The organism is Ruegeria sp. CL3, assembly GCF_056536505.1.
In genome coordinates this window covers 89,477-112,367 of the sequence record NZ_JBQFPT010000011.1, presented here as the reverse complement: position 1 = coordinate 112,367, position 22,891 = coordinate 89,477, and the positions used below count along the sequence as shown (strand labels likewise).

Here is a 22,891-nt window from a genome sequence, read left to right as displayed (position 1 = left end):
TGCGTGAGGCGCTTGATGACACAAGAGAAATGGGGACAACTGCGTAACAAACTACTGAAGGCCGTTGGTAAGAACAACTTCACCACCTGGATTGAGCCTCTGGAATTTCAGGAGCTGCAGGACGGTGTAGCCGTGTTCTCGGTGCCGACCAACTTCATGGGAAATTACGTCAGCCAGAACTTTGCAGATTTGATTCTGTATGAACTGAATACCGCGGGTGAGAGGGTCCAACGTCTTGCTTTCAAGGCAGCTGCCAATTCGACCACCCGACCGCCAGTTGTCACGGATGAACCCAAGCTGGCCGCAGTTGCTGCACCGGTTGCGGAGTCCGCCAATGCGGCGCTTGAGGATCTTCAAGCCGCACCTTTGGATGCGCGCTTTACCTTCGACAGCTTCGTTGTCGGCAAACCCAACGAACTGGCCCATGCCGCCGCGCGCCGTGTGGCCGAAGGTGGCCCGGTCACGTTCAACCCGCTGGTTCTCTATGGCGGTGTTGGGCTGGGTAAAACCCACCTAATGCACGCGATCGCATGGGAGCTGAAGACCAAAAGCCCTGAGCTGAACGTGCTTTATCTGTCGGCGGAGCAGTTCATGTATCGCTTCGTTCAGGCTCTGCGCGAACGCCGGATGATGGATTTCAAACATCTGTTCCGCTCGGTCGATGTACTTATGGTTGACGATGTTCAGTTCATCGCGGGCAAGGACTCGACCCAGGAAGAGTTCTTTCACACATTCAATGCGCTGGTGGACCAGAACAAACAGATCATCATCTCGGCCGACCGCGCCCCGGGTGAGATCAAGGATTTGGAAGATCGCGTGAAATCACGCCTGCAATGTGGTCTGGTCGTCGATCTGCATCCCACCGATTACGAATTGCGTCTGGGCATTCTGCAGAACAAGGTCCAGCAGCACATCGCCACCTATCCCGATCTTGTCATCGCCGATGGCGTGCTGGAGTTTCTGGCGCATCGCATCTCGACCAATGTACGCGTTCTCGAAGGTGCTCTGACCCGTCTGTTCGCCTTTGCCTCGTTGGTGGGGCGTGAGATCGACATGGAGCTGACGCAGGATTGTCTGGCTGACGTGCTGCGCGCCTCAGAGCGGAAGATCACCGTCGAGGAAATCCAGCGCAAAGTGTCGGACTACTACAACATCCGCCTCTCGGACATTATCGGCCCCAAGCGCCTGCGGTCCTATGCTCGTCCGCGTCAAGTGGCCATGTATCTGTGCAAGCAATTGACCAGCCGCTCTCTACCAGAGATCGGCCGCCGTTTCGGAGGGCGCGACCACACAACCGTCATGCACGGGGTCAAGCGCATCGAAGAGCTGAAGACAACCGATGGTCAGATCGCAGAAGACGTGGAAATGCTGCGCCGCTCGCTAGAGGCCTGAACCGCACCCATTGTCAGTAAATGCCCCGGGCCAGTGCGTCCGGGGCATTTTCTTGTGCGCTAATCTCCACGGTTGCGGAGGAATGGACGCGTTTCGCGCGCGTACCTCTTGACCACCGGGGTATTCCCACCCAGAAATCGGTAAAAAATCCTTGTGCCTCAGGGCTGAGACGCTAACGTGCCAGTCCCGCCCATGTCGGCACGCAAGTCAGAGGAATAAAGGGTATGAAGATCAGCATCGAACGCGGCACCCTTCTCAAGGCCGTTTCCCAGGCCCAATCCGTTGTGGAGCGTCGCAATACGATCCCGATCCTTGCCAATGTGCTGATCGAGGCCGAAGGCGACCAAACCCTGTTCCGAGCCACCGATCTGGATATCGAGGTTGTCGACAAAGCGCCTGCGCAGGTCGAGAAGGCCGGTGCGACGACCGTGGCCGCCACGACCCTGCATGAAATTGTGCGCAAACTGCCCGATGGCGCGCTGGTCACCCTGACAGCCGACAGCGCCGCTGGCCGTCTGACGGTTGAGGCAGGCCGGTCGAACTTTTCTCTGGCGACCTTGCCGAAAGAGGATTTCCCGGTCATGGCATCCTCGGAATATCAGTCGAATTTCACCGCGTCGGCGGCGTTGCTGCGTCGGTTGTTCGATAAATCGAAATTCGCCATCTCAACCGAAGAGACACGGTACTACCTCAACGGCGTCTACATGCATGTCGCGGACGGGTCCGAAGGCGGCAAGGTTCTGCGCTGTGTGGCCACCGATGGTCACCGCCTGGCGCGGATTGATGCGGACCTTCCGAATGGTGCTGCGGACATGCCCGGTGTGATCGTGCCGCGTAAAACCGTGGGTGAGCTGCGCAAACTGTTGGACGATGACGAGATGGACATCGCGGTGTCTGTCAGCGAAACCAAGGTGCGCTTTGCCACGCCGGATATCACGCTGACGTCGAAGGTGATCGACGGGACCTTCCCCGACTACACACGCGTTATTCCGCAGGGCAATACACGCCAACTGGAGGTGGATGCGGCCGAGTTCGCGCAAGCCGTAGACCGGGTTGCAACGGTTTCGTCAGAGCGTTCGCGTGCTGTGAAGCTGCAACTGGATGCGGATAAGCTGGTGTTGTCGGTCAACGCGCCGGATAGTGGTGCGGCTGAGGAAGAGCTGGCCGTTGCTTACGGCGATGAACGTCTCGAGATTGGGTTCAACGCGAAATACCTGCTCGAGATTGCATCGCAGGTGGATCGTGAGAACGCGGTGTTCCTGTTTAACTCGTCCGGTGATCCGACTTTGATGCGCGAAGGCAACGATCTGAGCGCGGTTTACGTCGTAATGCCGATGCGTGTCTGATCGCGCTGGCGCGCGATGCCTCCGGCGGAGGTATTTTTGAACAGAAGAAGGGAGGGGTCATGGGATTGGCCCTGACCGAACTTACGGTCTCGCACTTTCGTTCTCATAAATTGGCGCGTTTGTCTTTGGACGGGCGCCCGGTTGCGATCCATGGGCCGAACGGGGCCGGGAAGACCAATATCCTTGAAGCAGTGTCACTGTTCTCGCCCGGTCGCGGGATGCGGCGGGCCAGTGCGGCGGAGATGACCCGGCGGCCCGAGGCCTTGGGCTGGAAACTGTCCGGCCTGCTGAGCGCCCTGGGCGGGCGGTATGAGATCGAGACATGGTCCGAAAGTGGCTCGGCACGTCAGGTTCGGATTGATGGCAAGGCCGCCAGTCAGATTGATCTGGGCAAGCTTGCGCGCGTGGTGTGGTTGATCCCTTCGATGGATCGGTTGTGGACCGAAGGAGCCGAGGGGCGGCGGCGGTTTCTGGACCGCATCGCGCTGAGCTTTGATCCCGCGCATGCCGAGGCTTCGCTGACCTACGAAAAGGCTATGCGTGAGCGGAACCGGCTATTGAAAGATCAGGCCCGGGACGCCCATTGGTACACGGCTTTGGAAGGTCAGATGGCCGAGACAGGGTATCGGATCCATGCGGCGCGTCTTGCAGCATTGGATCATTTGCGTGCCGCGCAGGATCAGGCCGAAACGGCGTTTCCTTCAGCAGACTTGGAGTTGATTCAAACGGAAGGTGCGATGCCCGAGACTGCGGATGATCTGCGCGAGGCGCTCAGCGAAAGCCGTTTCCGCGATCTTGCAGCAGGGCGGACTCTGGTCGGGCCGCATCGCTCGGACCTGTATGGGGTGTTCGCGGCCAAGGGGGTTCCGGCCAAGGATTGTTCCACGGGTGAACAGAAGGCGTTGCTTGTGTCCCTGATCCTGTCAAACGCACGGGCGCTTGCGGAAATGATCGGTGCGCCACCGATTGTGTTGCTGGATGAGGTGGCTGCGCATCTGGATGCCGGGCGACGCGCGGCGCTCTATGATGAGATCTGTGCGCTGGGCGCTCAGGCCTGGATGACGGGCACCGGGCCTGAGCTGTTTGCGGAATTGGGAGACCGGGCCCAAACGCTGGTTGTTACCGAAGGCGATGAGGGCTCGGTCGTGTCGGCTTAGGCCGGTTCGTTGACTTTACGTTCCCACAGGAAACTGCGCATGACCTGATCGACCGGAGTTTTGGCCATGTGGTTGACGTAGTTCGACATGGTTTTCTGCGCCAGACCCAGAATCACATCCAGAACGGCGCGGTGCGAGTAACCGGCGTCAAAGAACGCCTGCAGTTGTTCTTCGGTCGGGTTACCGCGGGTTTCCATCACCTGCAGGGTGAAAGTGCGCAAGGCCTCCAGCTTGGCAGTCGGCAGCGGGGTTTCGTTGCGCAGAGCCTCGGTGATCTCGTCCGAAACCTTCATCATTTTGGCGATGCCGGTATGGGCGGGGACACAGTAGTGGCACTCATTCTCGACGTTGATGGTCTGCCAAACCACGGTTTTCTCATCATTGTCGAAATCGGTTTGCAGGAAGAGGCCGTGCAGAACCTGATAGGCCTCAAGATGCTGCGGACTTTCCGCCATCACCTTGTGCAGACCGGGGAGGCGGCCAAAGGCGGCTTGTGATTTCTCCAACAGCGGTTTGGACCCCTCAGGGGCGGATTCGAGGTCGTGAGACGGGAAGTTGGCCATGTCAAAACTCCTGATTTCTGGCGCGATGAGTCGTATTTAGGGTTTCTTGAGCGATCACTCAAGTATATATTTGAGCAAACACTCAAGAATTGGTGATCTATTGCCACGCAAACCCGCATATGACCGAGACGCGCTGATCGCGCAGGCGCGTGATATCTTCTGGCGTCACGGCTGGGCCGGGACTTCGCTGAAGGACCTTGAGCGCGAGTTGAAGCTGAAGCCGGGCAGTTTCTATGCGGCGTTTGGCTCGAAAGATGCCCTCTATGCGCTGGCGCTGGAGCGCTACGCCCAAGAAGGGGTTGCCAGTATGCTGGCCTTGGCTGAGGAGCTGGGGCCGCTCGGGGCGCTCAAGGCGCAGCCCTATCGCGTGATTGCTGCCTCTGACCTGCCGACCAAAGCTTGTATGCTGGCCAAGACCTATGCCGAGTTGCAGGCAAAGGATCACGATCTGGCCGGTCAGGCAGGCGCGCATATGATCGCAATGAAATCCTGTTTCGCAGACCTGTTTCGCCGCGCCCAAAAGGCCGGAGAGATAGGCCCAGATCACGATCCCGAACGCCTTGCTGCGCGCTATCAGTCGGACCTTCTGGGCCTGCGATTGACGGCCGAACGGGACGACGTCAACGCCGCCGAAATTGCCGCCGATATCGCGGCAGACCTCGATCGGCTTTGATCCGCAGATAAATCGGATCTCAACCACAAAATCTTGGGGGAGCGCGTGACATTCCCCACCAGAAAACGTATAAGTTACCAAAATAATATAGGTACTAACGGCATGTCCGAAGACGCACAGGCACCCCAGGAATACGGCGCAGATTCCATCAAAGTTCTCAAAGGCTTAGAGGCGGTTCGCAAACGTCCCGGTATGTATATCGGGGATACGGATGATGGCTCGGGTCTGCACCATATGGTGTATGAGGTCGTGGACAACGGAATTGATGAGGCTCTGGCCGGTCATGCCGACCATGTGACCGTGAAAATTCACGCGGATTCCAGCGTCTCGGTCAGTGACAACGGGCGCGGAATCCCGGTCGATATTCACCCCGAAGAGGGCGTCTCGGCGGCCGAGGTTATTATGACCCAGCTGCACGCGGGTGGTAAGTTCGACAGCAACTCGTACAAGGTGTCGGGCGGTCTGCACGGCGTGGGCGTTTCGGTTGTGAATGCTCTGTCCGAATGGCTGGAGCTGCGCATCTGGCGCGCGGGCAAAGAGCACGTTGCGCGTTTTGAGCGTGGTGAGACCGCTGAACATCTGAAAGTCGTCGGCGAATGCGGCGATCGCACCGGAACCGAGGTGCGCTTTTTGGCCTCGACAGATACGTTCTCGAACCTCGAATACTCGTTTGAGACGTTGGAGAAGCGCCTGCGTGAGCTAGCCTTCCTGAACTCGGGCGTGCGGATCATCCTGATTGATGAGCGCCCCGCTGAACGTCTGGAGACCGAGCTGTTCTATGAGGGTGGAGTCAAGGAGTTCGTCAAATACCTCGACCGGTCCAAGACCCCGGCCATGCCCGAACCGATCTATATCAAGGGCGAGCGGGACGACATTGGTGTCGAAATCGCGATGTGGTGGAACGATAGCTACCACGAGACGGTTCTGCCCTTTACCAACAACATCCCTCAGCGGGACGGTGGCACGCACGTGGCCGGTTTCCGCGGCGCTCTGACCCGGACGATCAACAACTATGCGCAGTCCAGCGGGATCGCGAAGAAGGAAAAGGTCAGCTTTACCGGCGACGATGCGCGCGAAGGTCTGACCTGCGTGCTGTCGGTCAAAGTACCTGACCCGAAATTCTCGTCCCAGACCAAAGACAAGTTGGTTTCGTCCGAAGTACGACCTGCGGTTGAGGGCTTGATGAACGAGAAGCTGGCCGAGTGGTTCGAAGAAAACCCCAATGAAGCCAAGGGGATCGTCGGCAAGATCATCGAGGCCGCATTGGCACGTGAGGCCGCCCGAAAGGCGCGTGAACTGACCCGCCGCAAGACGGCGATGGATGTGAACTATCTGGCCGGGAAGCTGAAGGACTGTTCCGAGAAAGACCCGTCCAAAACCGAAGTTTTCCTGGTCGAGGGTGACTCGGCGGGCGGCTCCGCCCAAACAGGCCGGGATCGTCTGACTCAGGCCGTTCTGCCCTTGCGCGGGAAAATCCTGAATGTCGAGCGTGCGCGGTTTGATCGGATGCTGTCGTCTCAGGAAATCGGGAACCTCGTGATGGCGTTGGGCACCGGCATTGGCCGCGATGAGTTCAACATCGAAAAGCTGCGCTACCACAAGATCGTCATCATGACCGATGCGGATGTCGATGGCGCGCACATCAGAACCCTGCTGCTGACCTTCTTCTACCGTCAGATGCCGGAATTGATTGAAGGTGGCTATCTCTACATCGCGCAGCCGCCGCTCTATAAAGTTTCACGTGGTAAATCAGAGGTTTACCTGAAGGACCAGGCCGCGCTGGACGACTATCTGATCAATCAGGGGGTAGAGGGTGCTGTTCTGAAGTTGGGCTCTGGCGAAGAAATCGTCGGCCAAGACCTGACCCGCGTTGTCGACGAAGCGCGCCAGTTGAAACGCGTGTTGGATGCCTTCCCAACTCACTACCCGCGTCACATTCTGGAACAGGCCGCCGTGGCCGGTGCCTTTGTCCCCGGTGCTGTCGATGCCGACCTGCAAGGTGTTGCCGACAAGGTTGCCGCCCGTCTCGACCTGATCGCGCTGGAATACGAGCGCGGCTGGCAGGGCCGTATCACGCAGGATCACGGCATCCGTCTGGCCCGCATCCTTCGCGGCGTTGAAGAGGTCCGTACGCTGGACGGCCCGATGCTGCGCTCGGGCGAGGCCCGCAAGACCGGCAGCTTCACACAAAGCCTGCAGGAAGTTTACAACACTCCGGCTACCCTAATCCGCCGCGACCGGATGCAGGCGATCCACGGCCCGCTGGACCTTTTGCGCGCCATTTTGGAAGAGGGCGAAAAGGGCCTGTCGCTTCAGCGCTACAAGGGCTTGGGCGAGATGAACCCCGATCAACTATGGGAAACCACGCTGGACCCGGACGCACGCACCCTGTTGCAGGTACGTGTGGATGACATGGTTGAAGCGGATGATCTCTTCACCAAACTGATGGGTGACGTGGTGGAACCACGCCGTGAATTCATTCAGCAGAATGCTCTGAGCGTTGAGAATCTGGATTTCTGAGAACTTGTAGGAATACGCAAAATCGTTCGAGAACGTACTATGGCAAGCGTTGTTAGCTTTGGTAGTAGCCATGACTGACACTAACGCAATCTTGCAAAAGGAATGCCCTAGACTTCGCTTGAAATTTCTCACCTAGCTGTACCCCAATGTCGTTTGCGGGCGGAAAGCAGGCATTCGCTGCGCTTGGCGCCAATGACAGCATTGCTGACAAAGCCGCCGTTTACATTTCTAGTCGAGGAAGACTTATTATATAGGGGAAAACGATCAGACTACCTTGTGCCCACGATTTCCACGGAAGCGTCACCGATTAGATCCTGAAGTTCTACAGTTGATCGTCTACTGGAACGTCTACTTGTCCGGATTGCTTCACCAGATATCCGAACGACTTCTGGCGAAGCAGCAAATTTTGAGTGGCTGGTGCTCTTAGAATCTCTTACTTGGCTTAGATCGATAACGGTTACTCCAGACTTTGCGAGCTCGGCTGCATCTGTTGCGCCAACGCGATCTACTCCACCAGAAACGAATTTTGAGAAGTTTAGAATCCTGTCGTCTGACGAAACTAAGACAAAGATCTTTTGATTGTCGTGTTTTATCTTGGAAAGTTGGTTCTCAAAAACGGCCAAATCTATATCCGGCGCCGCAAGAATAATGTTTCGCACTCTTTTTCGAGGATTGAATTCTCCGGCTAATTCCGCTTGCGAGATCGCTTCCATTGTAAGAAACGCTCCCATTGAGAATGCAAGAATATCGAATTGCTGAGCTTTTGATCGCGTGACTATTTCACCAGCTTTCAAGAAGTCCGATCTAGCAGCAAGCGCACTGTTGATATCGTAAACATATTTGAGGGTTTCTGCCGCAGAAGCCCAAGACATTAACACCGGAACCCCATCGTACTCAGTATCCTCAACAAATTGGGCCAATCTAAGAATGGCGTCACTTAGGGTCGTATTGTAGCCGTGAACAAAAAATAGGACGTTTTGCTCCGAAGCGCCAAGTGCAAGAAGTTGTTTGTCAATGTCCGAAACAAAAGCGTTTTCAGATGCATAAACTTTTGGGTCGATGATAGTGAAATGCTTCGAAGGGTTGGGGGGGAGAGCGTTGGTTCTTTCTATTTTTCCAACTTTGTGATTTGGCGGAATGGTGACTACCACCGAAGCTAGTCCAAGTGTATCGCTGCGGTCGCCCGAATAAAAAACACCCTCTGCTCCGGATGCCTGTCGCGTTGTGGCAATAAAGACTGTCTGGCGTTTGGCCTCAACTACATCTGACGCAGGATATTGGGGATTTTCGACGCCTACGAGTTCTGGAGGTCGAATGCATGAAGCTACGCCTAGAACTACTACTAAAAAAAAGAAGCGTAGCCCTAGCGTTTTAGTTGGACCTGAAACCCCATTCCAAAGAGGCTTCATTTTCAAATTTTCATGCAACATGATTAGATCAATATTTTTTAGTATGCTGCTTGTCTGTCAACAGACTAGCGATAACGGCCCTCTTTTTGATCTGAGTAGTGATTTCTGTACAAACGTTGTGTCTTCACTCTCCATCAATTCATGCTGCTGCAGCGAATGGTAGTTTGGGAGGGCCACATTGCCGAAGAGTGGTTCATTGGCCAATGAGCATATAGGGCCGATGGCTCATGTTAGCAGGTAGGCCGAACCAAAAACGTTCAATCCGCCAAAGATCGCAAGCGTCAAAGGACTAGGGTTTTGCGTACGTTCTAAGGATGGTCACTCTGTTTCTGAGGACCGCGCCCACAAATTGATATCTTCCTCAGAACTGATTTCATCGATCTTTTTCAGCTCGTCAGCACTGAAGTCGAGATTATCAACGGCGCCTGCGCAATCTACGATCTGTTCCGGCCGGGACGCACCAATCAGAGCGGTCGTCACCCGTCCACCTCTGAGCACCCAGGCCAACGCCATTCGCGCCAGAGTCTGCCCGCGTGCTTCGGCCATGTCGTTCAGAGCACGGACACTCGCCAATGACCGCTCATTGATCATGCCATCGAGCAATGACTTCCCTTGCGTGGCACGGCTACCACTCGGAATATCGGTCAGATACTTGGACGTCAGAATGCCTTGTGCCAGCGGTGTGAATGCAATCGATCCTACCCCAAGATCGTCGAGGGTATCGAGCAAACCGTCTCGCTCCACCCACCGATTGAGCAGATTGTAAGAAGGCTGGTGAATCAGACAAGGTGTCCCAAGGTCGTTGAGAATTTTCACCGCCTCGCGCGTGCGTTGGGAGTTGTAGCTCGAGATACCTGCGTAGAGCGCACGACCAGACCGTACGATATGATCCAACGCGCCCATCGTTTCTTCGAGCGGGGTATCGGGGTCAAAGCGGTGGGAATAAAAGATGTCGACATAATCAAGCCCCATGCGCGCAAGTGATTGGTCACAAGACGCAATCATGTACTTGCGCGACCCCCACTCTCCGTAGGGTCCCGGCCACATGTCGTAGCCTGCTTTGGAGGAAATGATCAGCTCATCCCTGTAACCCGCGAAATCCGTTTTGAGGATCTCGCCAAATGCCTCTTCGGCCGATCCGGGTGGTGGACCATAGTTATTCGCCAGATCAAAGTGAGTGATCCCATGGTCGAACGCAGCCCGACACATTGCTCGCTTGTTTTCGTGCGTCGAGTCCGCTCCAAAATTGTGCCACAGCCCTAGGCTGACAACAGGAAGCTTCACTCCGGACCGCCCACATCGCCGATACACCATCCGCTCATAGCGGTCCGGCTCCGGGGTGTAAGGAATGGGTTTTGGCTTTGGCGGTCTTTGAGCTTTGGTCATGCGCACATAATCAATGGATTGTTGGGCCTGTCAAACGGATCACCTTTAGCAAGATCGACGCGAGCTCATATTCGTTCTCGTGGTTAGCCTTGCTCCACGTGTGAAAGATTTCACTATCCGATCATTCGGATTCAATGCCAACTCTCAAAGGCAGCGGATGTCTCCTATGGTGAACCACACCGCAGCGATGGGCAAAACAAACGGGAAGGTTTTGAGGCGTAAACCGGAATTGCGGGTCTGTCGTTTAGACACCGGCGGCTTGCACCGCGATGGTCATCTGACTTTTCGAACTGCTAACGGGCATGGTATGCGGACTATTTGCCTTCAAAAGCGATCGGTTTCTCAACAAGAGCGAACTACTGAAACCGTCCTCCACACGTGAATTCTAGTTTGAACTGTGACGTCAACGCTCAGCTATGAAGGACAGCCCAGACACGAGTTGTTTCAACCCAATCGCCGCACCGGCGAATATGGCAGCGAATGTTACAGGCGCGCTGTAGGCCAAAAGTGAGAAGGCAGATATACCTTGTCCGACGCTGCAACCGACCGCGATGATCGCGCCTGGCCCCATGATCGCCGCGCCGAGCATCTGACGCTTGAGTTCACGTGGATCCTCGCATGCTTCCCATCTGAAATGACCTTTGGACCAGGACCCCAAGAATGCGCCAATGAGAACGCCGGAGACTGATCCTACCGCAAAGGACAAAGTGTTTCCGGAGGCTGTCATTAGGTAGAATATTGTGTCGCCAAGGGGCGCAGCGAAGGTATGGGTTTGAACTGGCTCACCGTCGAAACCGTGCGTCGCCACCCAATTCGTACCGAGCCACCCAGATACGATCGCCAGTCCAACTACAGATCCCCAGAACACCTGTGCGGGAGTTCGGCGGAAACGCTGGTTTGCCAAGGCGAAAATCACCAATGCAACGCCAATAACGGAGCCAATGAGCCAAGCTGGGATAGAGGTAAATTGTTCGGCAAGGAAGCTGATGCTTTGGGGGCCACTAAGACCCATCTCCTCGGGGAAGACCCAAACGCGCAAATAGGCCAGGGGCCCGGACATGACAACGTAAGCAGATAAACCCATGATCAATACTATGACGAATGATCGAAGGTCGCCGCCCCCAAGCCTTGCCAGCGCGCCATAGCCGCAATTCCCGCTGATGGCCATTCCGTAACCGAACATGAGGCCACCTACGATCGACCCAAGTGGGTTCCAAGTCTGCGCAAGATACCTTGTTCCAACAGGGTCCAGCCACCCGAAAGCCATAGCCAAGTGGCTGCCGACAATTGCTACGCCGATCGCAATTGCCCACATGCGCAGCCGCCGGTCATCATCTGCGTAAAGGTAGTCTTCAATTGCACCCAGCGTGCAAAAACGGCCAATGCGTGCGGCCAAGCCCAACACAATGCCACCGATCAAACCGATCAGGGCGACGGTGTTGGCGTCTCCCAATGTTTCAAACATTGCCAGTCTCCTCCCAAAGCTGGCGGGTATTTTTGGCGGCTTCTACTTTTCCCTGCAGAATAGATCGTAAACGACTTCCAGAATCTGTGTCGATCGATCATCCGCCAATCTGTAGTAGATCGTTTTCCCCTCTCGTCGCGTTTTGACCAAGCCCTCGAAGCGTAGGCGAGATAGTTGCTGAGACACGGCGGCTTGGCGCGCCGAGAGCATTTCTTCCATCTGCGTGACAGATTTTTCACCCGACGACAGATAGCACAAGATCATCAGGCGCCCTTCATGGCTAATTGCCTTGAGGAAATTTGACGCCGTCTGAGCATTTTCCATCATTCTGTCCAGGTCTTCGGCGCACATGTCCTTGGAGAACACAGGCAGTTTCGAAGATTTGTCCAACAAGATCGCCTCGCTTTCATAGCTTCACGCATTCGAAACAGTTTATTTTATTGGCCACGTTTTATCCAGAGGTCTCAATCGGCACCCCAGCGTCACGCAGCAAAACGCCCAGCAACCCCCAGAAAAAATCTTCGCCGGGATAGCCTTCGATCCGGCCAACCTCTTGGCCATTGTCCAGCAGAACAAAGGTTGGCGTGTAATATAGAGGCCGCTCCAATGCGATGCCTTCAGGCATAGCTGCGTGAATATCGACGCGCTGAAGTGGCGCGGCATGTCCTTCGGGCGTCTTGGGATAGATCTCCGAGATTTCAGTGTCCCAACGTGCACACCACATACATCCATCTTCTTCGGCCATCAGAAGCGTCATTTCTGCCCGTGTTATCACCGGAGAAACAAGCATCGTGATTGCAAGCAAAAGCAGAAGTAGGTGGCGCATCTTAAGCTCCGATTGACCGCAGTGGCATATCTTTACTATTTTGAATATGTGAATGATAGCGTGCCAGGACAGGTTTGACCATGCTCGACATTACATTTGCAGGAGCTTTGGTCGCAGGACTGTTGTCTTTCCTGTCGCCCTGCATCCTACCTATCGTGCCGTTTTATCTTAGCTATCTGGCCGGCGTCGGGATTGATCAGATATCTGCGGGGTCAACACTTTCCGCCGGCGTTCGTCGCAGGGCAACGCTTTCTGCAATAGCGTTTGCAGCTGGGATCATAACGATCTTCATGGCGCTGGGGGCGACAGCTTCGATATTCGGGCAGCTGGTCCGAGAGTATTTCGACATCCTGCGCTGGATTGCAGCGGCCATCATCATTGCGATGGGGCTGCATTTCCTGGGGTTCATTCGCATCGGGTTCTTGTATCGCCAGTTTCGTGCGGACGTCGGTGAGACATCAAGTGTAAGCTTTGTTGGGGCATATGTCCTTGGATTGGCATTTGCTTTTGGCTGGACACCCTGTGTCGGGCCAGTGCTCGCTGCGATCCTGTTTACAGCGGCCGGAACCGAGACGGCTTGGCGTGGAGCGGTGCTTCTATTCGTCTACGGGGTTGGAATGACCGCCCCGTTTGTTCTGGCGGCCTTTCTGGTCAGCCCCTTCATGCAATGGATGGCGCGGTTCAGAAAGCACTTGCCCTTCATCGAAAAGGCGATGGGTGGCTTTCTGGTGCTCTTCGGAATCCTCATCGCAACCAATTCCATCAACTACATCGCGCAATGGATGCTCGACCATATGCCTTGGCTCGCAGCCATTGGATAATCCGGGAGGAAGACATGAAACGAGTTTTGTCAGTATTGATCGCGTGTCTGATCGGCGGGGCAGTTTCCGCCGCTGAGCTGGGCGACGACGGTTTGCATAAAACACCGTGGATGCGCGACACGTTCAAAGACCTCCGCGAGGATCTTGAAGAGGCCTCAAGCGAGGACAAGCGGTTGGTTTTATTTATTGAGCAACAAGGCTGCATCTACTGCAAAAAAATGCATGAAGAGGTGTTCCCCCAGCCTGACCTTGCAGCGTTCATCGAAGAGAATTTCTTTGTTGTCCAACTGGATCTGCATGGCAGCACCACCGCTACCGACTTTGACGGGGAAGAAAATGAGCAAAGAGCGCTGATGCGAAAATGGGGGATTCTGTTTACCCCGACGCTTGTTTTTCTGCCGGAAGAGGTGCCGGAGGGCGCGACAGCCATCGATGCTGCGGTCGCTGTTATGCCCGGAGCGTTCTCAAAGGGAACAACCTTAGACCTTTTCACCTGGGTCGATGAAAAGCGATATGAGCTTGATAACGGTGAAGATTTCCAACGGTATCATGCGCGGCGCATTCAAGAGCGAAACAATATTTCTCAAGATTGAGCGCTGTCGTTATAAATAAAAAAATTCATTATTATGAATTTAATGTTGCGACAAGCGGTACTCGTCGACTACGGTACACAAAGGCTTTGGGTCGCAAGGCGCCGTCGGCGCGTTAGCAAATGGGAGGGATCATGAAGCTGAGACTCTTAACATTGGTCTGCGCAATGACGGGCGTTGCTGCATATGCGGCAGATACAGATCCGCAGGACGTAACCTATGACGACTATGGTGCCATTGAGGCTTCGTTGACCGGTGCTGCTGGCGACGCGGCTAATGGCGCGCTCATCGTTGGTGACAAGTCAAAAGGCAACTGCGTCGCGTGCCACGCGGTCACGGTTTTAGCAGACATCCCGTTCCACGGTGAAGTCGGCCCGATGCTGGATGGTGCCGGTGATCGTTGGACCGAAGCAGAGCTTCGAGGGTTGGTCGCAAACGCAAAGATGACATTTGAAGGCACGGTGATGCCAGCTTTCTACAAGGATGACGGCTATATCCGCCCGGGTGACGCCTATACCGGAAAAGCTCCAACCGCGCCTTTGACGTCGATCCTGACAGCGCAGGAAATCGAGGACGTGGTCGCGTTTCTTGCGACCCTGAAAGAAGAATAGTCGCGCCTTAAAGCGTGAATTTTCGAAGTTTCAAAGGAGATTGAAAATGGAACTCTCTCGCCGCGAGACACTGGCCCTTGGGCTGGGCGCCGCGTTCCTGACAATTATGCCGCTTCGGGCAAATGCAGCTGCTGAAGATGCCATCGCGGCATTTACGGGCGGGGCAGATGTGGCTGACGGCGGTGTTACATTGACTGCACCGGAAATCGCAGAAAACGGCAATACCGTACCAATCGAAGTCAGTGCTCCGGGCGCAGCTGCAATTCTTATCGTGGCTGCAGGTAACCCCGAACCGGGCGTTGCAACTTTCAATTTTGGTCCGTTGGCTGCTGAACAAGCCGCATCAACTCGCATCCGTCTTGCCGGAACGCAGGATGTCATTGCCGTGGCGAAGATGGCGGATGGCAGCTTTGCCAAAGCGTCCGCGACCGTAAAAGTGACAATCGGCGGCTGCGGCGGCTGATCGCCACGCGCCCTGAAGAACAGGAGACTAACCAATGGCATCCGGTGTAAAACCCCGCGTCAAGGTTCCAAAGACAGCCGCTGCTGGCGAAACCGTTACGATTAAGACATTGATCAGCCACAAGATGGAAAGCGGCCAGCGAAAAGACAAAGAAGGCAACGTCATCCCGCGCTCGATCATCAACCGTTTCACCTGCGAGTTTAACGGAGAAATGGTGGTTGATGTGACGATGGAGCCGGCGATTTCGACCAACCCGTACTTCCAGTTCGAAGCGACTGTGCCCGAGGCCGGTGAGTTTGTCTTCACCTGGTACGATGATGACGGCTCTGTCTACGATGAGAAGAAAACGATCGAGATCGCCTGACGGCTCGACGACTAAGGCAGATCAGCGCGGGTCCGAGGAATTGGCGCTGATCCACCAAGGGAGGAACGCAATGAATATCAAGGCAATTAAGGCGATCGCGGCAATTCTGGTTTTCCCGGCTGCAGCGATGGCTGGACCGGACGAAGACAATCTCACGATCAATGATGAGCTGGACATGACCTCGGTCACTGAAGCTCCGGCACATCTGGAAAACTTGGACACGATCTATTCGGGTTGGCATTTCCGCACGGATGAAACGCAAGCGCTCCAAATTGATGACTTCGACAATCCTGCAATGATCTTCGTCGATCAGGCCGCCGATCTCTTCGAGGCCGTTGATGGTGCCGCTGGCGAGAGCTGCGCCTCATGCCACGATGGGGTGGAAAGCTTCAAGGGATTGCAGGCGTCTATGCCGAAGGTGGATGCTGAAACCGGCAAGCTGGTCGTCATGGAAGATCTGATCAACAAGTGTCGTACGGACCGCATGGAAGCGGATGCCTGGAAATGGTCCGGGGGCGATATGCAAGGCATGGTCGCTTTGATCGGTCTGCAATCACGTGGGTTGCCTATGAATGTCGCGATTGATGGCGATGCCGCCCCGTACTGGGAACAGGGCAAGGAGATGTATTATACCCGCTATGGTCAGCTGGAGTTGAGCTGTGCCAATTGTCATGAAGACAACTGGGGCAACATGATCCGTGCCGACCACCTGAGCCAAGGTATGATCAACGGGTTCCCGACGTATCGTCTGAAACAGGCCAAGCTGATCTCGCGCCACAATCGTTTCCGCGGCTGTATTCGCGATACGCGGGCGGAAACTTTTGCCGAAGGTTCGGACGAGTTTCGCGCGCTTGAGCTCTATGTGGCCTCGCGTGGCAACGGGCTTTCAGTCGAAACTCCTGCTGTACGTCAATAACGAACGAGCCGCGCGGGCGTTGTCCTGCGCGGGTTTTTCATGCATATAACATTCACACATTTATATGTGTTACAGGAAGGCTGATAGATGATTTCTCGACGTGACTTCTTGCAGGTTTCAATGGCAGCCTCGGCTCTGTACGGGGCATCCGGGTTTGGCAAATGGGCCAAGCTTGCCGCTCAGCAAAGCCTAACGCAGGATCAATTGCTGGAGTTCGAGACCTTCGGCAATATCAGCTTGATCCATGTCACCGATATTCACGCGCAACTCAAGCCGATCTTTTTTCGCGAACCTGAGATAAACCTTGGTATTGGCGATGCGCGAGGGCAGATGCCGCATGTCACAGGGGCGGCTTTCCGCAAGGCGTACGGGATCGAAGATGGAAGCCCGTCGGCCTATGCGCTGACCTACAATGATTTCTCTGCGCTGGCCAAGACTTACGGTCGGGTCGGTGGATTGGACCGCGTCTCAACTGTCATAAACGCCATTCGTGCTGACCGTCCCGATGCGCTTCTATTGGATGGGGGCGATACCTGGCACGGTTCCTACACCTGCTATCAGACGGCCGGTCAGGACATGGTCAATGTCATGAACGCGCTGAAACCCGATGCTATGACCTTCCATTGGGAGTTCACGTTGGGCAGCGACAGGGTTAACAAAATCGTCGAAGGTTTGCCCTTTGCGGCCTTGGGTCAAAACATCTTTGATGCCGAGTGGGACGAACCTGCAGAATTGTTCCAGCCCTATAAGCTCTTTGATCGGGGCGGTGCAAAGGTTGCTGTTATCGGGCAAGCGTTTCCTTACATGCCAATCGCGAACCCAGGCTGGATGTTCCCAGAATATTCGTTCGGTATCCGAGACGAAAACATGCAGGCCATGGTGGACGAGGTTCGCGATGCCGGTGCCGATGTCGTTGTTGTCCTCAGTCACAACGGCTTTGACGTGGACAAGAAGATGGCAGGTCGGGTGCAAGGGATCGACGTGATCCTCAGCGGTCACACCCATGACGCACTTCCCGAGCCGGTTCTGGTCGGAAAAACTCATATCATCGCGTCTGGCTCGAACGGTAAATTCGTCAGCCGAGTCGATCTCGACGTGAGGGACGGGCAGATGATGGGGCTGAAGCACAAGCTGATCCCGATCTTCTCTGACGTCATCGCTCCTGATCCTGCGATCACCGCTCTGATAAATGATCAGCGCGCGTCTTATGAAGCTGCGCTGAGTGAGGTGATTGGCAAAACGGATTCGTTGCTCTACCGCCGCGGCAATTTCAACGGCACGTGGGATGACCTGATTTGCGATGCCCTGATCAATGAGCGTGAGGCAGACATCGCGATGTCGCCTGGCGTCCGTTGGGGACCCTCGATCCTGCCGGGGCAAGATATCACGCGCGAGGACATCTGGAACGTCACATCAATGTCGTATCCAAATGCCTATCGCACGGAAATGACTGGCGAATTCATCCATGTAATCCTCGAGGATGTCGGTGACAACCTGTTCAATCCCGACCCCTACTACCAGCAGGGCGGCGATATGGTCCGGGTCGGTGGGCTTGGCTACCGCATCGATGTGACCAAACCACAAGGGCAGCGGATCAGCGAAATGACCCTGCTCAAAACGGGTGAAGCGATTGATCCATCGAAGACCTACGTCGTGGCTGGTTGGGCCAGTGTCAACGAAGGCACCGAGGGCCCGCCGATCTGGGATGTCGTCGAAAACCACATTCGCAACCTTGGCACCGTCACGGTGCAAGAGAACACCAGTGTCGATGTTGTCGGCGCTTAAGAAACAGATGGAGACCTAAGAGATATGGATGACGCGTTCAAACCGTCCCGCCGGGCCTTCCTGAAAGGCAGCGCTGCGGTCGCCGCAGGATCAGTTGCGGGCGCGGCAGCCGCAAACACGCCTGATCCACTGATAACAGAGCTTCAGGATTGGGCATCTTACACGGGTGCCGGTGTCGATGAGTCACCTTATGGCATGCCGATCAGCTTCGAATCTCATGTCGTTCGGCGCAACGTGGAATGGCTGACCGCCTCTCCGATTTCGTCGATCAACTTCACGCCGATCCACGCGCTTGATGGCACGATCACTCCGCAAGGATGCGCTTTTGAGCGTCATCATTCGGGCGCGATCGAGTTGCGCAAAGAGGACTATCGCCTGATGATCAACGGGCTGGTCGATCGCCCGCTGGTCTTTACCTACGATGACATCGAGCGGTTCCCGCGCGAAAACCATGTGTATTTCTGCGAATGCGCGGCAAATACAGGGATGGAATGGGCTGGTGCGCAACTCAACGGCGTCCAATTCACCCATGGCATGATTCACAACATGGAATACACCGGTGTTCCGCTGCGTACGCTGTTGCAGGAAGCAGGCGCGGATATCTCACCAGACAAATGGGTCTATGTTGAGGGCGCAGACGCGTCATCCAATGGCCGCTCTATCCCGATGGAAAAAGCGCTGGATGACGTGTTGGTGGCTTTCAAGGCAAATGGTGAAGCACTGCGCATGGAACACGGTTACCCCGTGCGACTGGTTGTTCCCGGGTGGGAAGGCAACATGTGGGTCAAGTGGCTGCGCCGCATTGAGGTTGTCGATATGGCGGTCGAAAGCCGCGAAGAAACTTCAAAATACACTGATGTTTACGCCGATGGCACGGCCCAGAAATGGACTTGGGTGATGGATGCAAAATCCGTCATCACTTCACCCAGTCCGCAAATGCCTATCAAACATGGACCGGGACCTTTGGTTATTTCCGGACTTGCCTGGTCAGGCCACGGTCAAATTACGCGGGTCGATGTGTCCAAGGACGGTGGGATCACCTGGGAGACGGCGCGTCTTGGCAAGCAGGGCGACAGCAAGGCTTTGACGCGGTTCTATCTCGATACAAACTGGGACGGAGCGCCAATGCTTTTGCAGGCCCGGGCAATAGATGAGACCGGCTATGTGCAGCCGACCAAAGACCAGCTACGCGATAAGCGCGGAGAGAACTCGGTCTACCACAACAATTGTATCCAGACTTGGTACGTGAGCGCAGAAGGGATCGCCGAGAATGTCGAAGTCTCTTAGTCATGTTTTCCTGCCTGTATTCGGCGGCACGGCGTTAGTGCTTGCGGCGGCAGTGGCTATTGCGAACCGGAATTACGGCCAATCGCAGATAGAAACCTTGGAAACCCGGATCAGTCAGGTTGAGGCGCATGCGGCTACAGCCCAGGAAAACGCGCAAGCAGAGGCCAGCCGGGCAGCCGAACTGGCGGCCAAGGTCGAAGAAATCCAGACCGCAGCGGCCGAGCGGGTCGCAAACGGGATGAACCTGACCGCGCCTGCGCCCAGCAGCGAAGGCACCTATGGGCTTGGGCGCCCCGCGCTTGAGCAAGAGATCGCGGCTTGGGACGTCGATGTCTTGCCCGACGGGCGCGGTTTGCCGGTTGGATCAGGCGATGTCTGGACCGGAGAAGAAGTGTTTGTCGATCGCTGTGCGTCCTGTCACGGAGAGTTTGCTGAAGGCGCCGACAATTGGCCCGTTTTGGCCGGCGGTTTCGATACGCTTGCCGACGAAGACCCCGTGAAAACTGTTGGGTCTTATTGGCCGCATTTGTCGACCGCTTGGGACTACATTTCCCGCTCAATGCCGTTTGGTGAAGCGGGCACGCTTACGGCGGATGAGACCTACGCAATCGTCGCCTACATCCTTTATTCCAATGATCTGGTGGATGACGACTTCGTTCTTAGCAACGAAAACTTCGCCGATTTCGAGATGTACAATATGGACGGTTTTGTCGTCGATGTGCGACCCGAGACGGAATACGCGGAATGGCGAGAAGAGCCTTGCATGGAGAACTGCAAGACAGAGGCAGCGGTTACTATGCGTTCTGTCTTTCTGGTTGAGACACCACCAGAAGGCGGTTCGAATTCGGTCATGAATGAAGCCAGCGCGGACGGGTTACCGACGTTCACGGCGGAAGGGCCCTCGTTCATTCCGACCGCAGCGCCAAAGCCTGAGGAAGAAGCCGCCACAACACCGGCTATTCAAGAAATCGACGAGGCTGACCAGACTACGGAACTGTTCGCAGCCGGTGAGAAGGTGTTCAAGAAGTGCAAATCCTGCCATCAGGTTGGTGACGGTGCAAAGGACAGTACGGGTCCGGCGCTGAACGGGGTTATCGGAGCCAACGCAGGGTCGGTTGAAGGTTTCAAATACTCCAAAGCTATGAAAACAGCTGCCGAGGCTGGTCTTGTTTGGACCGAAGAAGAAATGGCGGCCTTCCTGGCAAAACCCAAGGACTACATGAAGGGCACACGCATGTCTTTTGCTGGGCTTAGGAAACCAGACGATATTGAAGCCGTGATCGTTTACCTCAAGTCGTTCGGAAGCTGATCATGCGGTGGTTGAACATTTTTTTGACCTGCGCGGCGGTTATGGTTGCTGTTGCCCCATCGACCCACGCCACCGAAGGCCTCGGCGACGCCGAAGCCGGAAAAGAAGTGTTCGCCAAATGCAAAGGCTGTCATCAGGTTGGAGATGGAGCCAAAAACAAAATCGGGCCGCATTTGAATGGTGTCTTTGGGCGCAAGGCTGCTGGTCTGGATGGTTTCAATTACTCAAAAAGCCTAGAGCGTGCGGGTAACTCGGGTCTGGAATGGCACGCTGATACTCTGTCCGCCTACATTGAAAACCCACGTGCATTTGCGTCGGGTACGAGGATGAGTTTTCCCGGTTTGAAAGACCCGGAAGACCGCGCCAACGTGATCGCCTATTTGCGGGCGTTCTCTGACAATCCTCAGGACATCCCGGAAGCGGACCCAACCGCGAAAGGCACGGATCATTCGATCGATCCCGCGATCCTGGCGATACAAGGAGATCCTGAGTACGGCGCATATCTCAGCAGCGAATGCACAACGTGTCACCAGATCGAAGGGGGCGATGAGGGCATTCCTTCGATTGTGTACTGGCCTGACGAAGACTTCGTGGTCGCCATGCACGCTTACAAGGACAAACAGCGGCCACATCCGGTCATGCAAATGATTGCCGGACGGCTGAGCAATGACGAGATCGCGGCATTGGCCGCCTACTTCAATAATCCAGAATGAAAGTGCCTAAGGGGAGGAAACGCGATGACACTCAATAGACGAGTATTTCTTGGAGCCGCCGGGGTAGTGGCCGCCGGGCTATCTGCTCCGATGGTGCTGGCTCAAGGCAAGCCCCGTGTAGTGGTTGTTGGTGGCGGTGCAGGCGGTGCAACTGCCGCGCGGTACATTGCAAAGGACAGCAAAGGTGAGATTGACGTGACGCTGATCGAGCCGTCTCGGACCTACTACACCTGTTTCTTCTCAAACCTTTATTTGGGAGGTTTTCAGGAGCTATCGGACATCGCCCACAGCTACGGCACGCTTGCCGCGAACTACGGTATCAACGTCGTGCATGATTGGGCCACTGGGGTCGACCGCGACGTAAAGACGGTGTCCTTGGCAGGTGGTGGGTCAGTTCCTTATGACAAACTGATCCTCAGCCCGGGTATCGACTTTGTTGATGGCGCGGTCGAGGGCTGGGACCTATCGGCCCAAAACAAGATGCCACATGCGTACAAGGCTGGTTCTCAGACTGAGCTTTTGAAAGCGCAGATCATGGCGATGCCCGAAGGAGGTACTTTCGCGATGGTCGCTCCTCCTAACCCGTACCGTTGCCCGCCCGGGCCGTATGAAAGGGTTTCGATGGTAGCGCACGTGCTGAAGGCAAACAACCCAACAGCAAAGATCATTGTAGCTGATCCGAAGCCGAAATTCTCGAAAATGGCATTGTTCCAAGAAGGCTGGGGAAACAACTATGAAGGAATGGTTGACTGGATCGGCGAAGACTTCGGCGGCGGAAATGTATCCGTGAATCCGGAAGCAATGACGGTGACCATCGACGGCGAAGAGACAAAGGTCGATGTTTGCAATGTGATACCGGCGATGAAAGCCGGTCGCATTGCGGAAATGGCGGGAGTGACCGATGGCAACTGGGCACCAGTAAACGCTGCGGACATGTCCTCCAAAGCCGATCCGGATATCTATGTTCTTGGTGATGCCAGCCAGCAGGGTGACATGCCGAAATCCGGTTTTTCGGCAAACAGCCAGGCGAAAGTATGTGCGAACGCAGTAAGAGGTGCGTTGACCGGGTCTAAAGTATTCCCGGCCAAGTTCTCGAATACATGCTGGTCGCTGATCGATACCGATGATGGCGTGAAGGTGGGTGCGACCTATGAGGCGACGCCTGAAAAGATCGCGAAAGTCGACGGCTTTATCAGCCAGACCGGTGAAGATGCCGACCTGAGGAAAGCGACTTACGAAGAGTCTCTTGGTTGGTACGCCGGTATCACTTCGGACATGTTCGGTTGAGGCATTCG

General features: G+C 55.5%; 22 protein-coding genes. 16 read left to right on the top strand and 6 right to left on the bottom strand.

Annotation, left to right across the window (positions count from 1 at the left end; genetic code table 11):
• Positions 1–15 precede the first annotated feature (15 nt).
• From dnaA to recF, 3 genes are all read left to right on the top strand, one after another.
• A complete protein-coding gene (gene dnaA, locus ACR0NO_RS16860) occupies positions 16–1,392 on the top strand; it encodes a chromosomal replication initiator protein DnaA (RefSeq protein WP_480724803.1) in 1,377 nt (458 codons plus the stop codon).
• A gap of 224 nt (positions 1,393–1,616) precedes the next feature.
• On the top strand, positions 1,617–2,738 hold the full coding sequence (dnaN, locus tag ACR0NO_RS16855) for a DNA polymerase III subunit beta (RefSeq protein WP_480724802.1): 1,122 nt from the start codon (positions 1,617–1,619) through the stop codon (positions 2,736–2,738).
• 59 nt (positions 2,739–2,797) lie between these two features.
• Positions 2,798–3,895, top strand: coding sequence for a DNA replication/repair protein RecF (gene recF / locus ACR0NO_RS16850; RefSeq protein WP_480724801.1), 1,098 nt, complete (start codon positions 2,798–2,800; stop codon positions 3,893–3,895).
• Here the strand turns inward: recF and ACR0NO_RS16845 are convergent.
• Positions 3,892–4,458: a carboxymuconolactone decarboxylase family protein gene (locus ACR0NO_RS16845; RefSeq protein WP_480724800.1), complete on the bottom strand. Its 567-nt coding sequence runs from the start codon at positions 4,456–4,458 to the stop codon at positions 3,892–3,894. The genes recF and ACR0NO_RS16845 overlap by 4 nt on opposite strands.
• Positions 4,459–4,558: 100 nt before the next feature.
• Between ACR0NO_RS16845 and ACR0NO_RS16840 the strand changes: the two genes are divergently transcribed.
• Entirely contained in the window at positions 4,559–5,131 is a 573-nt protein-coding gene (locus ACR0NO_RS16840) for a TetR/AcrR family transcriptional regulator (protein WP_480724799.1), read from the top strand.
• 102 nt (positions 5,132–5,233) lie between these two features.
• Entirely contained in the window at positions 5,234–7,651 is a 2,418-nt protein-coding gene (gene gyrB / locus ACR0NO_RS16835; RefSeq protein WP_170463049.1) for a DNA topoisomerase (ATP-hydrolyzing) subunit B, read from the top strand.
• A 269-nt stretch (positions 7,652–7,920) separates the two neighbouring features.
• Here the strand turns inward: gyrB and ACR0NO_RS16830 are convergent, their stop codons facing one another.
• The 5 genes from ACR0NO_RS16830 to ACR0NO_RS16810 all read right to left on the bottom strand — a co-directional run bounded on the left by ACR0NO_RS16830 (position 7,921) and on the right by ACR0NO_RS16810 (position 12,737).
• Positions 7,921–9,060 (bottom strand): alpha/beta hydrolase, encoded by a 1,140-nt coding sequence (locus ACR0NO_RS16830; protein WP_480724798.1) that lies wholly within the window; start codon positions 9,058–9,060, stop codon positions 7,921–7,923.
• Between the two features lie 318 nt (positions 9,061–9,378).
• Complete coding sequence (mgrA, locus tag ACR0NO_RS16825) at positions 9,379–10,446, bottom strand: L-glyceraldehyde 3-phosphate reductase (protein WP_480724797.1); 1,068 nt, start codon at positions 10,444–10,446, stop codon at positions 9,379–9,381.
• Positions 10,447–10,849: 403 nt separating this feature from the next.
• Entirely contained in the window at positions 10,850–11,911 is a 1,062-nt protein-coding gene (locus ACR0NO_RS16820; RefSeq protein WP_480724796.1) for a YeeE/YedE family protein, read from the bottom strand.
• A gap of 42 nt (positions 11,912–11,953) precedes the next feature.
• Entirely contained in the window at positions 11,954–12,262 is a 309-nt protein-coding gene (locus ACR0NO_RS16815; RefSeq protein WP_170380040.1) for an ArsR/SmtB family transcription factor, read from the bottom strand.
• 100 nt (positions 12,263–12,362) lie between these two features.
• Entirely contained in the window at positions 12,363–12,737 is a 375-nt protein-coding gene (locus tag ACR0NO_RS16810; protein WP_480724795.1) for a hypothetical protein, read from the bottom strand.
• An 80-nt stretch (positions 12,738–12,817) separates the two neighbouring features.
• On the opposite strand from ACR0NO_RS16810, the gene ACR0NO_RS16805 reads away from it, so the two are divergent.
• From ACR0NO_RS16805 to ACR0NO_RS16755, 11 genes are all read left to right on the top strand, one after another.
• Complete coding sequence (locus ACR0NO_RS16805; protein WP_480724794.1) at positions 12,818–13,558, top strand: cytochrome c biogenesis CcdA family protein; 741 nt, start codon at positions 12,818–12,820, stop codon at positions 13,556–13,558.
• A 14-nt stretch (positions 13,559–13,572) separates the two neighbouring features.
• On the top strand, positions 13,573–14,151 hold the full coding sequence (locus tag ACR0NO_RS16800) for a thioredoxin family protein (protein ID WP_475217401.1): 579 nt from the start codon (positions 13,573–13,575) through the stop codon (positions 14,149–14,151).
• Positions 14,152–14,282: 131 nt separating this feature from the next.
• Positions 14,283–14,759, top strand: coding sequence for a sulfur oxidation c-type cytochrome SoxX (gene soxX, locus ACR0NO_RS16795; RefSeq protein ID WP_170380044.1), 477 nt, complete (start codon positions 14,283–14,285; stop codon positions 14,757–14,759).
• Between the two features lie 46 nt (positions 14,760–14,805).
• Positions 14,806–15,222, top strand: coding sequence for a thiosulfate oxidation carrier protein SoxY (gene soxY, locus ACR0NO_RS16790; RefSeq protein ID WP_058275041.1), 417 nt, complete (start codon positions 14,806–14,808; stop codon positions 15,220–15,222).
• A 34-nt stretch (positions 15,223–15,256) separates the two neighbouring features.
• Complete coding sequence (soxZ, locus tag ACR0NO_RS16785; RefSeq protein WP_170380046.1) at positions 15,257–15,586, top strand: thiosulfate oxidation carrier complex protein SoxZ; 330 nt, start codon at positions 15,257–15,259, stop codon at positions 15,584–15,586.
• Between the two features lie 70 nt (positions 15,587–15,656).
• On the top strand, positions 15,657–16,502 hold the full coding sequence (gene soxA, locus ACR0NO_RS16780; protein WP_480724793.1) for a sulfur oxidation c-type cytochrome SoxA: 846 nt from the start codon (positions 15,657–15,659) through the stop codon (positions 16,500–16,502).
• Positions 16,503–16,589: 87 nt separating this feature from the next.
• Positions 16,590–18,287 (top strand): thiosulfohydrolase SoxB, encoded by a 1,698-nt coding sequence (gene soxB / locus ACR0NO_RS16775; RefSeq protein WP_480724792.1) that lies wholly within the window; start codon positions 16,590–16,592, stop codon positions 18,285–18,287.
• 24 nt (positions 18,288–18,311) lie between these two features.
• Positions 18,312–19,574, top strand: a complete 1,263-nt coding sequence (gene soxC / locus ACR0NO_RS16770) for a sulfite dehydrogenase (protein WP_170643562.1) — start codon at positions 18,312–18,314, stop codon at positions 19,572–19,574.
• A complete protein-coding gene (locus ACR0NO_RS16765; protein ID WP_480724791.1) occupies positions 19,558–20,883 on the top strand; it encodes a c-type cytochrome in 1,326 nt (441 codons plus the stop codon). The genes soxC and ACR0NO_RS16765 overlap by 17 nt, the downstream gene beginning before the upstream one ends.
• 2 nt (positions 20,884–20,885) lie before the next feature.
• Entirely contained in the window at positions 20,886–21,596 is a 711-nt protein-coding gene (locus ACR0NO_RS16760) for a c-type cytochrome (RefSeq protein WP_170471072.1), read from the top strand.
• Positions 21,597–21,620: 24 nt separating this feature from the next.
• Positions 21,621–22,883 (top strand): FCSD flavin-binding domain-containing protein, encoded by a 1,263-nt coding sequence (locus tag ACR0NO_RS16755; RefSeq protein WP_480724790.1) that lies wholly within the window; start codon positions 21,621–21,623, stop codon positions 22,881–22,883.
• Positions 22,884–22,891: the final 8 nt, after the last annotated feature.

Bases quoted from the DNA above. Each gene is read 5' to 3' on its own strand.
- soxB (WP_480724792.1), top strand. From the start codon at position 16,590: ATGATTTCTCGACGTGACTTCTTGCAGGTTTCAATGGCAGCCTCGGCT.
- soxC (WP_170643562.1), top strand. From the start codon at position 18,312: ATGGATGACGCGTTCAAACCGTCCCGCCGGGCCTTCCTGAAAGGCAGC.
- ACR0NO_RS16755 (WP_480724790.1), top strand. From the start codon at position 21,621: ATGACACTCAATAGACGAGTATTTCTTGGAGCCGCCGGGGTAGTGGCC.
- mgrA (WP_480724797.1), bottom strand. From the start codon at position 10,446: ATGACCAAAGCTCAAAGACCGCCAAAGCCAAAACCCATTCCTTACACC.
- ACR0NO_RS16830 (WP_480724798.1), bottom strand. From the start codon at position 9,060: ATGAAGCCTCTTTGGAATGGGGTTTCAGGTCCAACTAAAACGCTAGGG.
- ACR0NO_RS16845 (WP_480724800.1), bottom strand. From the start codon at position 4,458: ATGGCCAACTTCCCGTCTCACGACCTCGAATCCGCCCCTGAGGGGTCC.
- ACR0NO_RS16820 (WP_480724796.1), bottom strand. From the start codon at position 11,911: ATGTTTGAAACATTGGGAGACGCCAACACCGTCGCCCTGATCGGTTTG.
- dnaN (WP_480724802.1), top strand. From the start codon at position 1,617: ATGAAGATCAGCATCGAACGCGGCACCCTTCTCAAGGCCGTTTCCCAG.
- ACR0NO_RS16805 (WP_480724794.1), top strand. From the start codon at position 12,818: ATGCTCGACATTACATTTGCAGGAGCTTTGGTCGCAGGACTGTTGTCT.
- ACR0NO_RS16815 (WP_170380040.1), bottom strand. From the start codon at position 12,262: ATGTGCGCCGAAGACCTGGACAGAATGATGGAAAATGCTCAGACGGCG.
- ACR0NO_RS16765 (WP_480724791.1), top strand. From the start codon at position 19,558: ATGTCGAAGTCTCTTAGTCATGTTTTCCTGCCTGTATTCGGCGGCACG.
- ACR0NO_RS16800 (WP_475217401.1), top strand. From the start codon at position 13,573: ATGAAACGAGTTTTGTCAGTATTGATCGCGTGTCTGATCGGCGGGGCA.
- soxY (WP_058275041.1), top strand. From the start codon at position 14,806: ATGGAACTCTCTCGCCGCGAGACACTGGCCCTTGGGCTGGGCGCCGCG.
- soxZ (WP_170380046.1), top strand. From the start codon at position 15,257: ATGGCATCCGGTGTAAAACCCCGCGTCAAGGTTCCAAAGACAGCCGCT.
- ACR0NO_RS16810 (WP_480724795.1), bottom strand. From the start codon at position 12,737: ATGCGCCACCTACTTCTGCTTTTGCTTGCAATCACGATGCTTGTTTCT.
- recF (WP_480724801.1), top strand. From the start codon at position 2,798: ATGGGATTGGCCCTGACCGAACTTACGGTCTCGCACTTTCGTTCTCAT.
- soxX (WP_170380044.1), top strand. From the start codon at position 14,283: ATGAAGCTGAGACTCTTAACATTGGTCTGCGCAATGACGGGCGTTGCT.
- dnaA (WP_480724803.1), top strand. From the start codon at position 16: ATGACACAAGAGAAATGGGGACAACTGCGTAACAAACTACTGAAGGCC.
- gyrB (WP_170463049.1), top strand. From the start codon at position 5,234: ATGTCCGAAGACGCACAGGCACCCCAGGAATACGGCGCAGATTCCATC.
- soxA (WP_480724793.1), top strand. From the start codon at position 15,657: ATGAATATCAAGGCAATTAAGGCGATCGCGGCAATTCTGGTTTTCCCG.
- ACR0NO_RS16760 (WP_170471072.1), top strand. From the start codon at position 20,886: ATGCGGTGGTTGAACATTTTTTTGACCTGCGCGGCGGTTATGGTTGCT.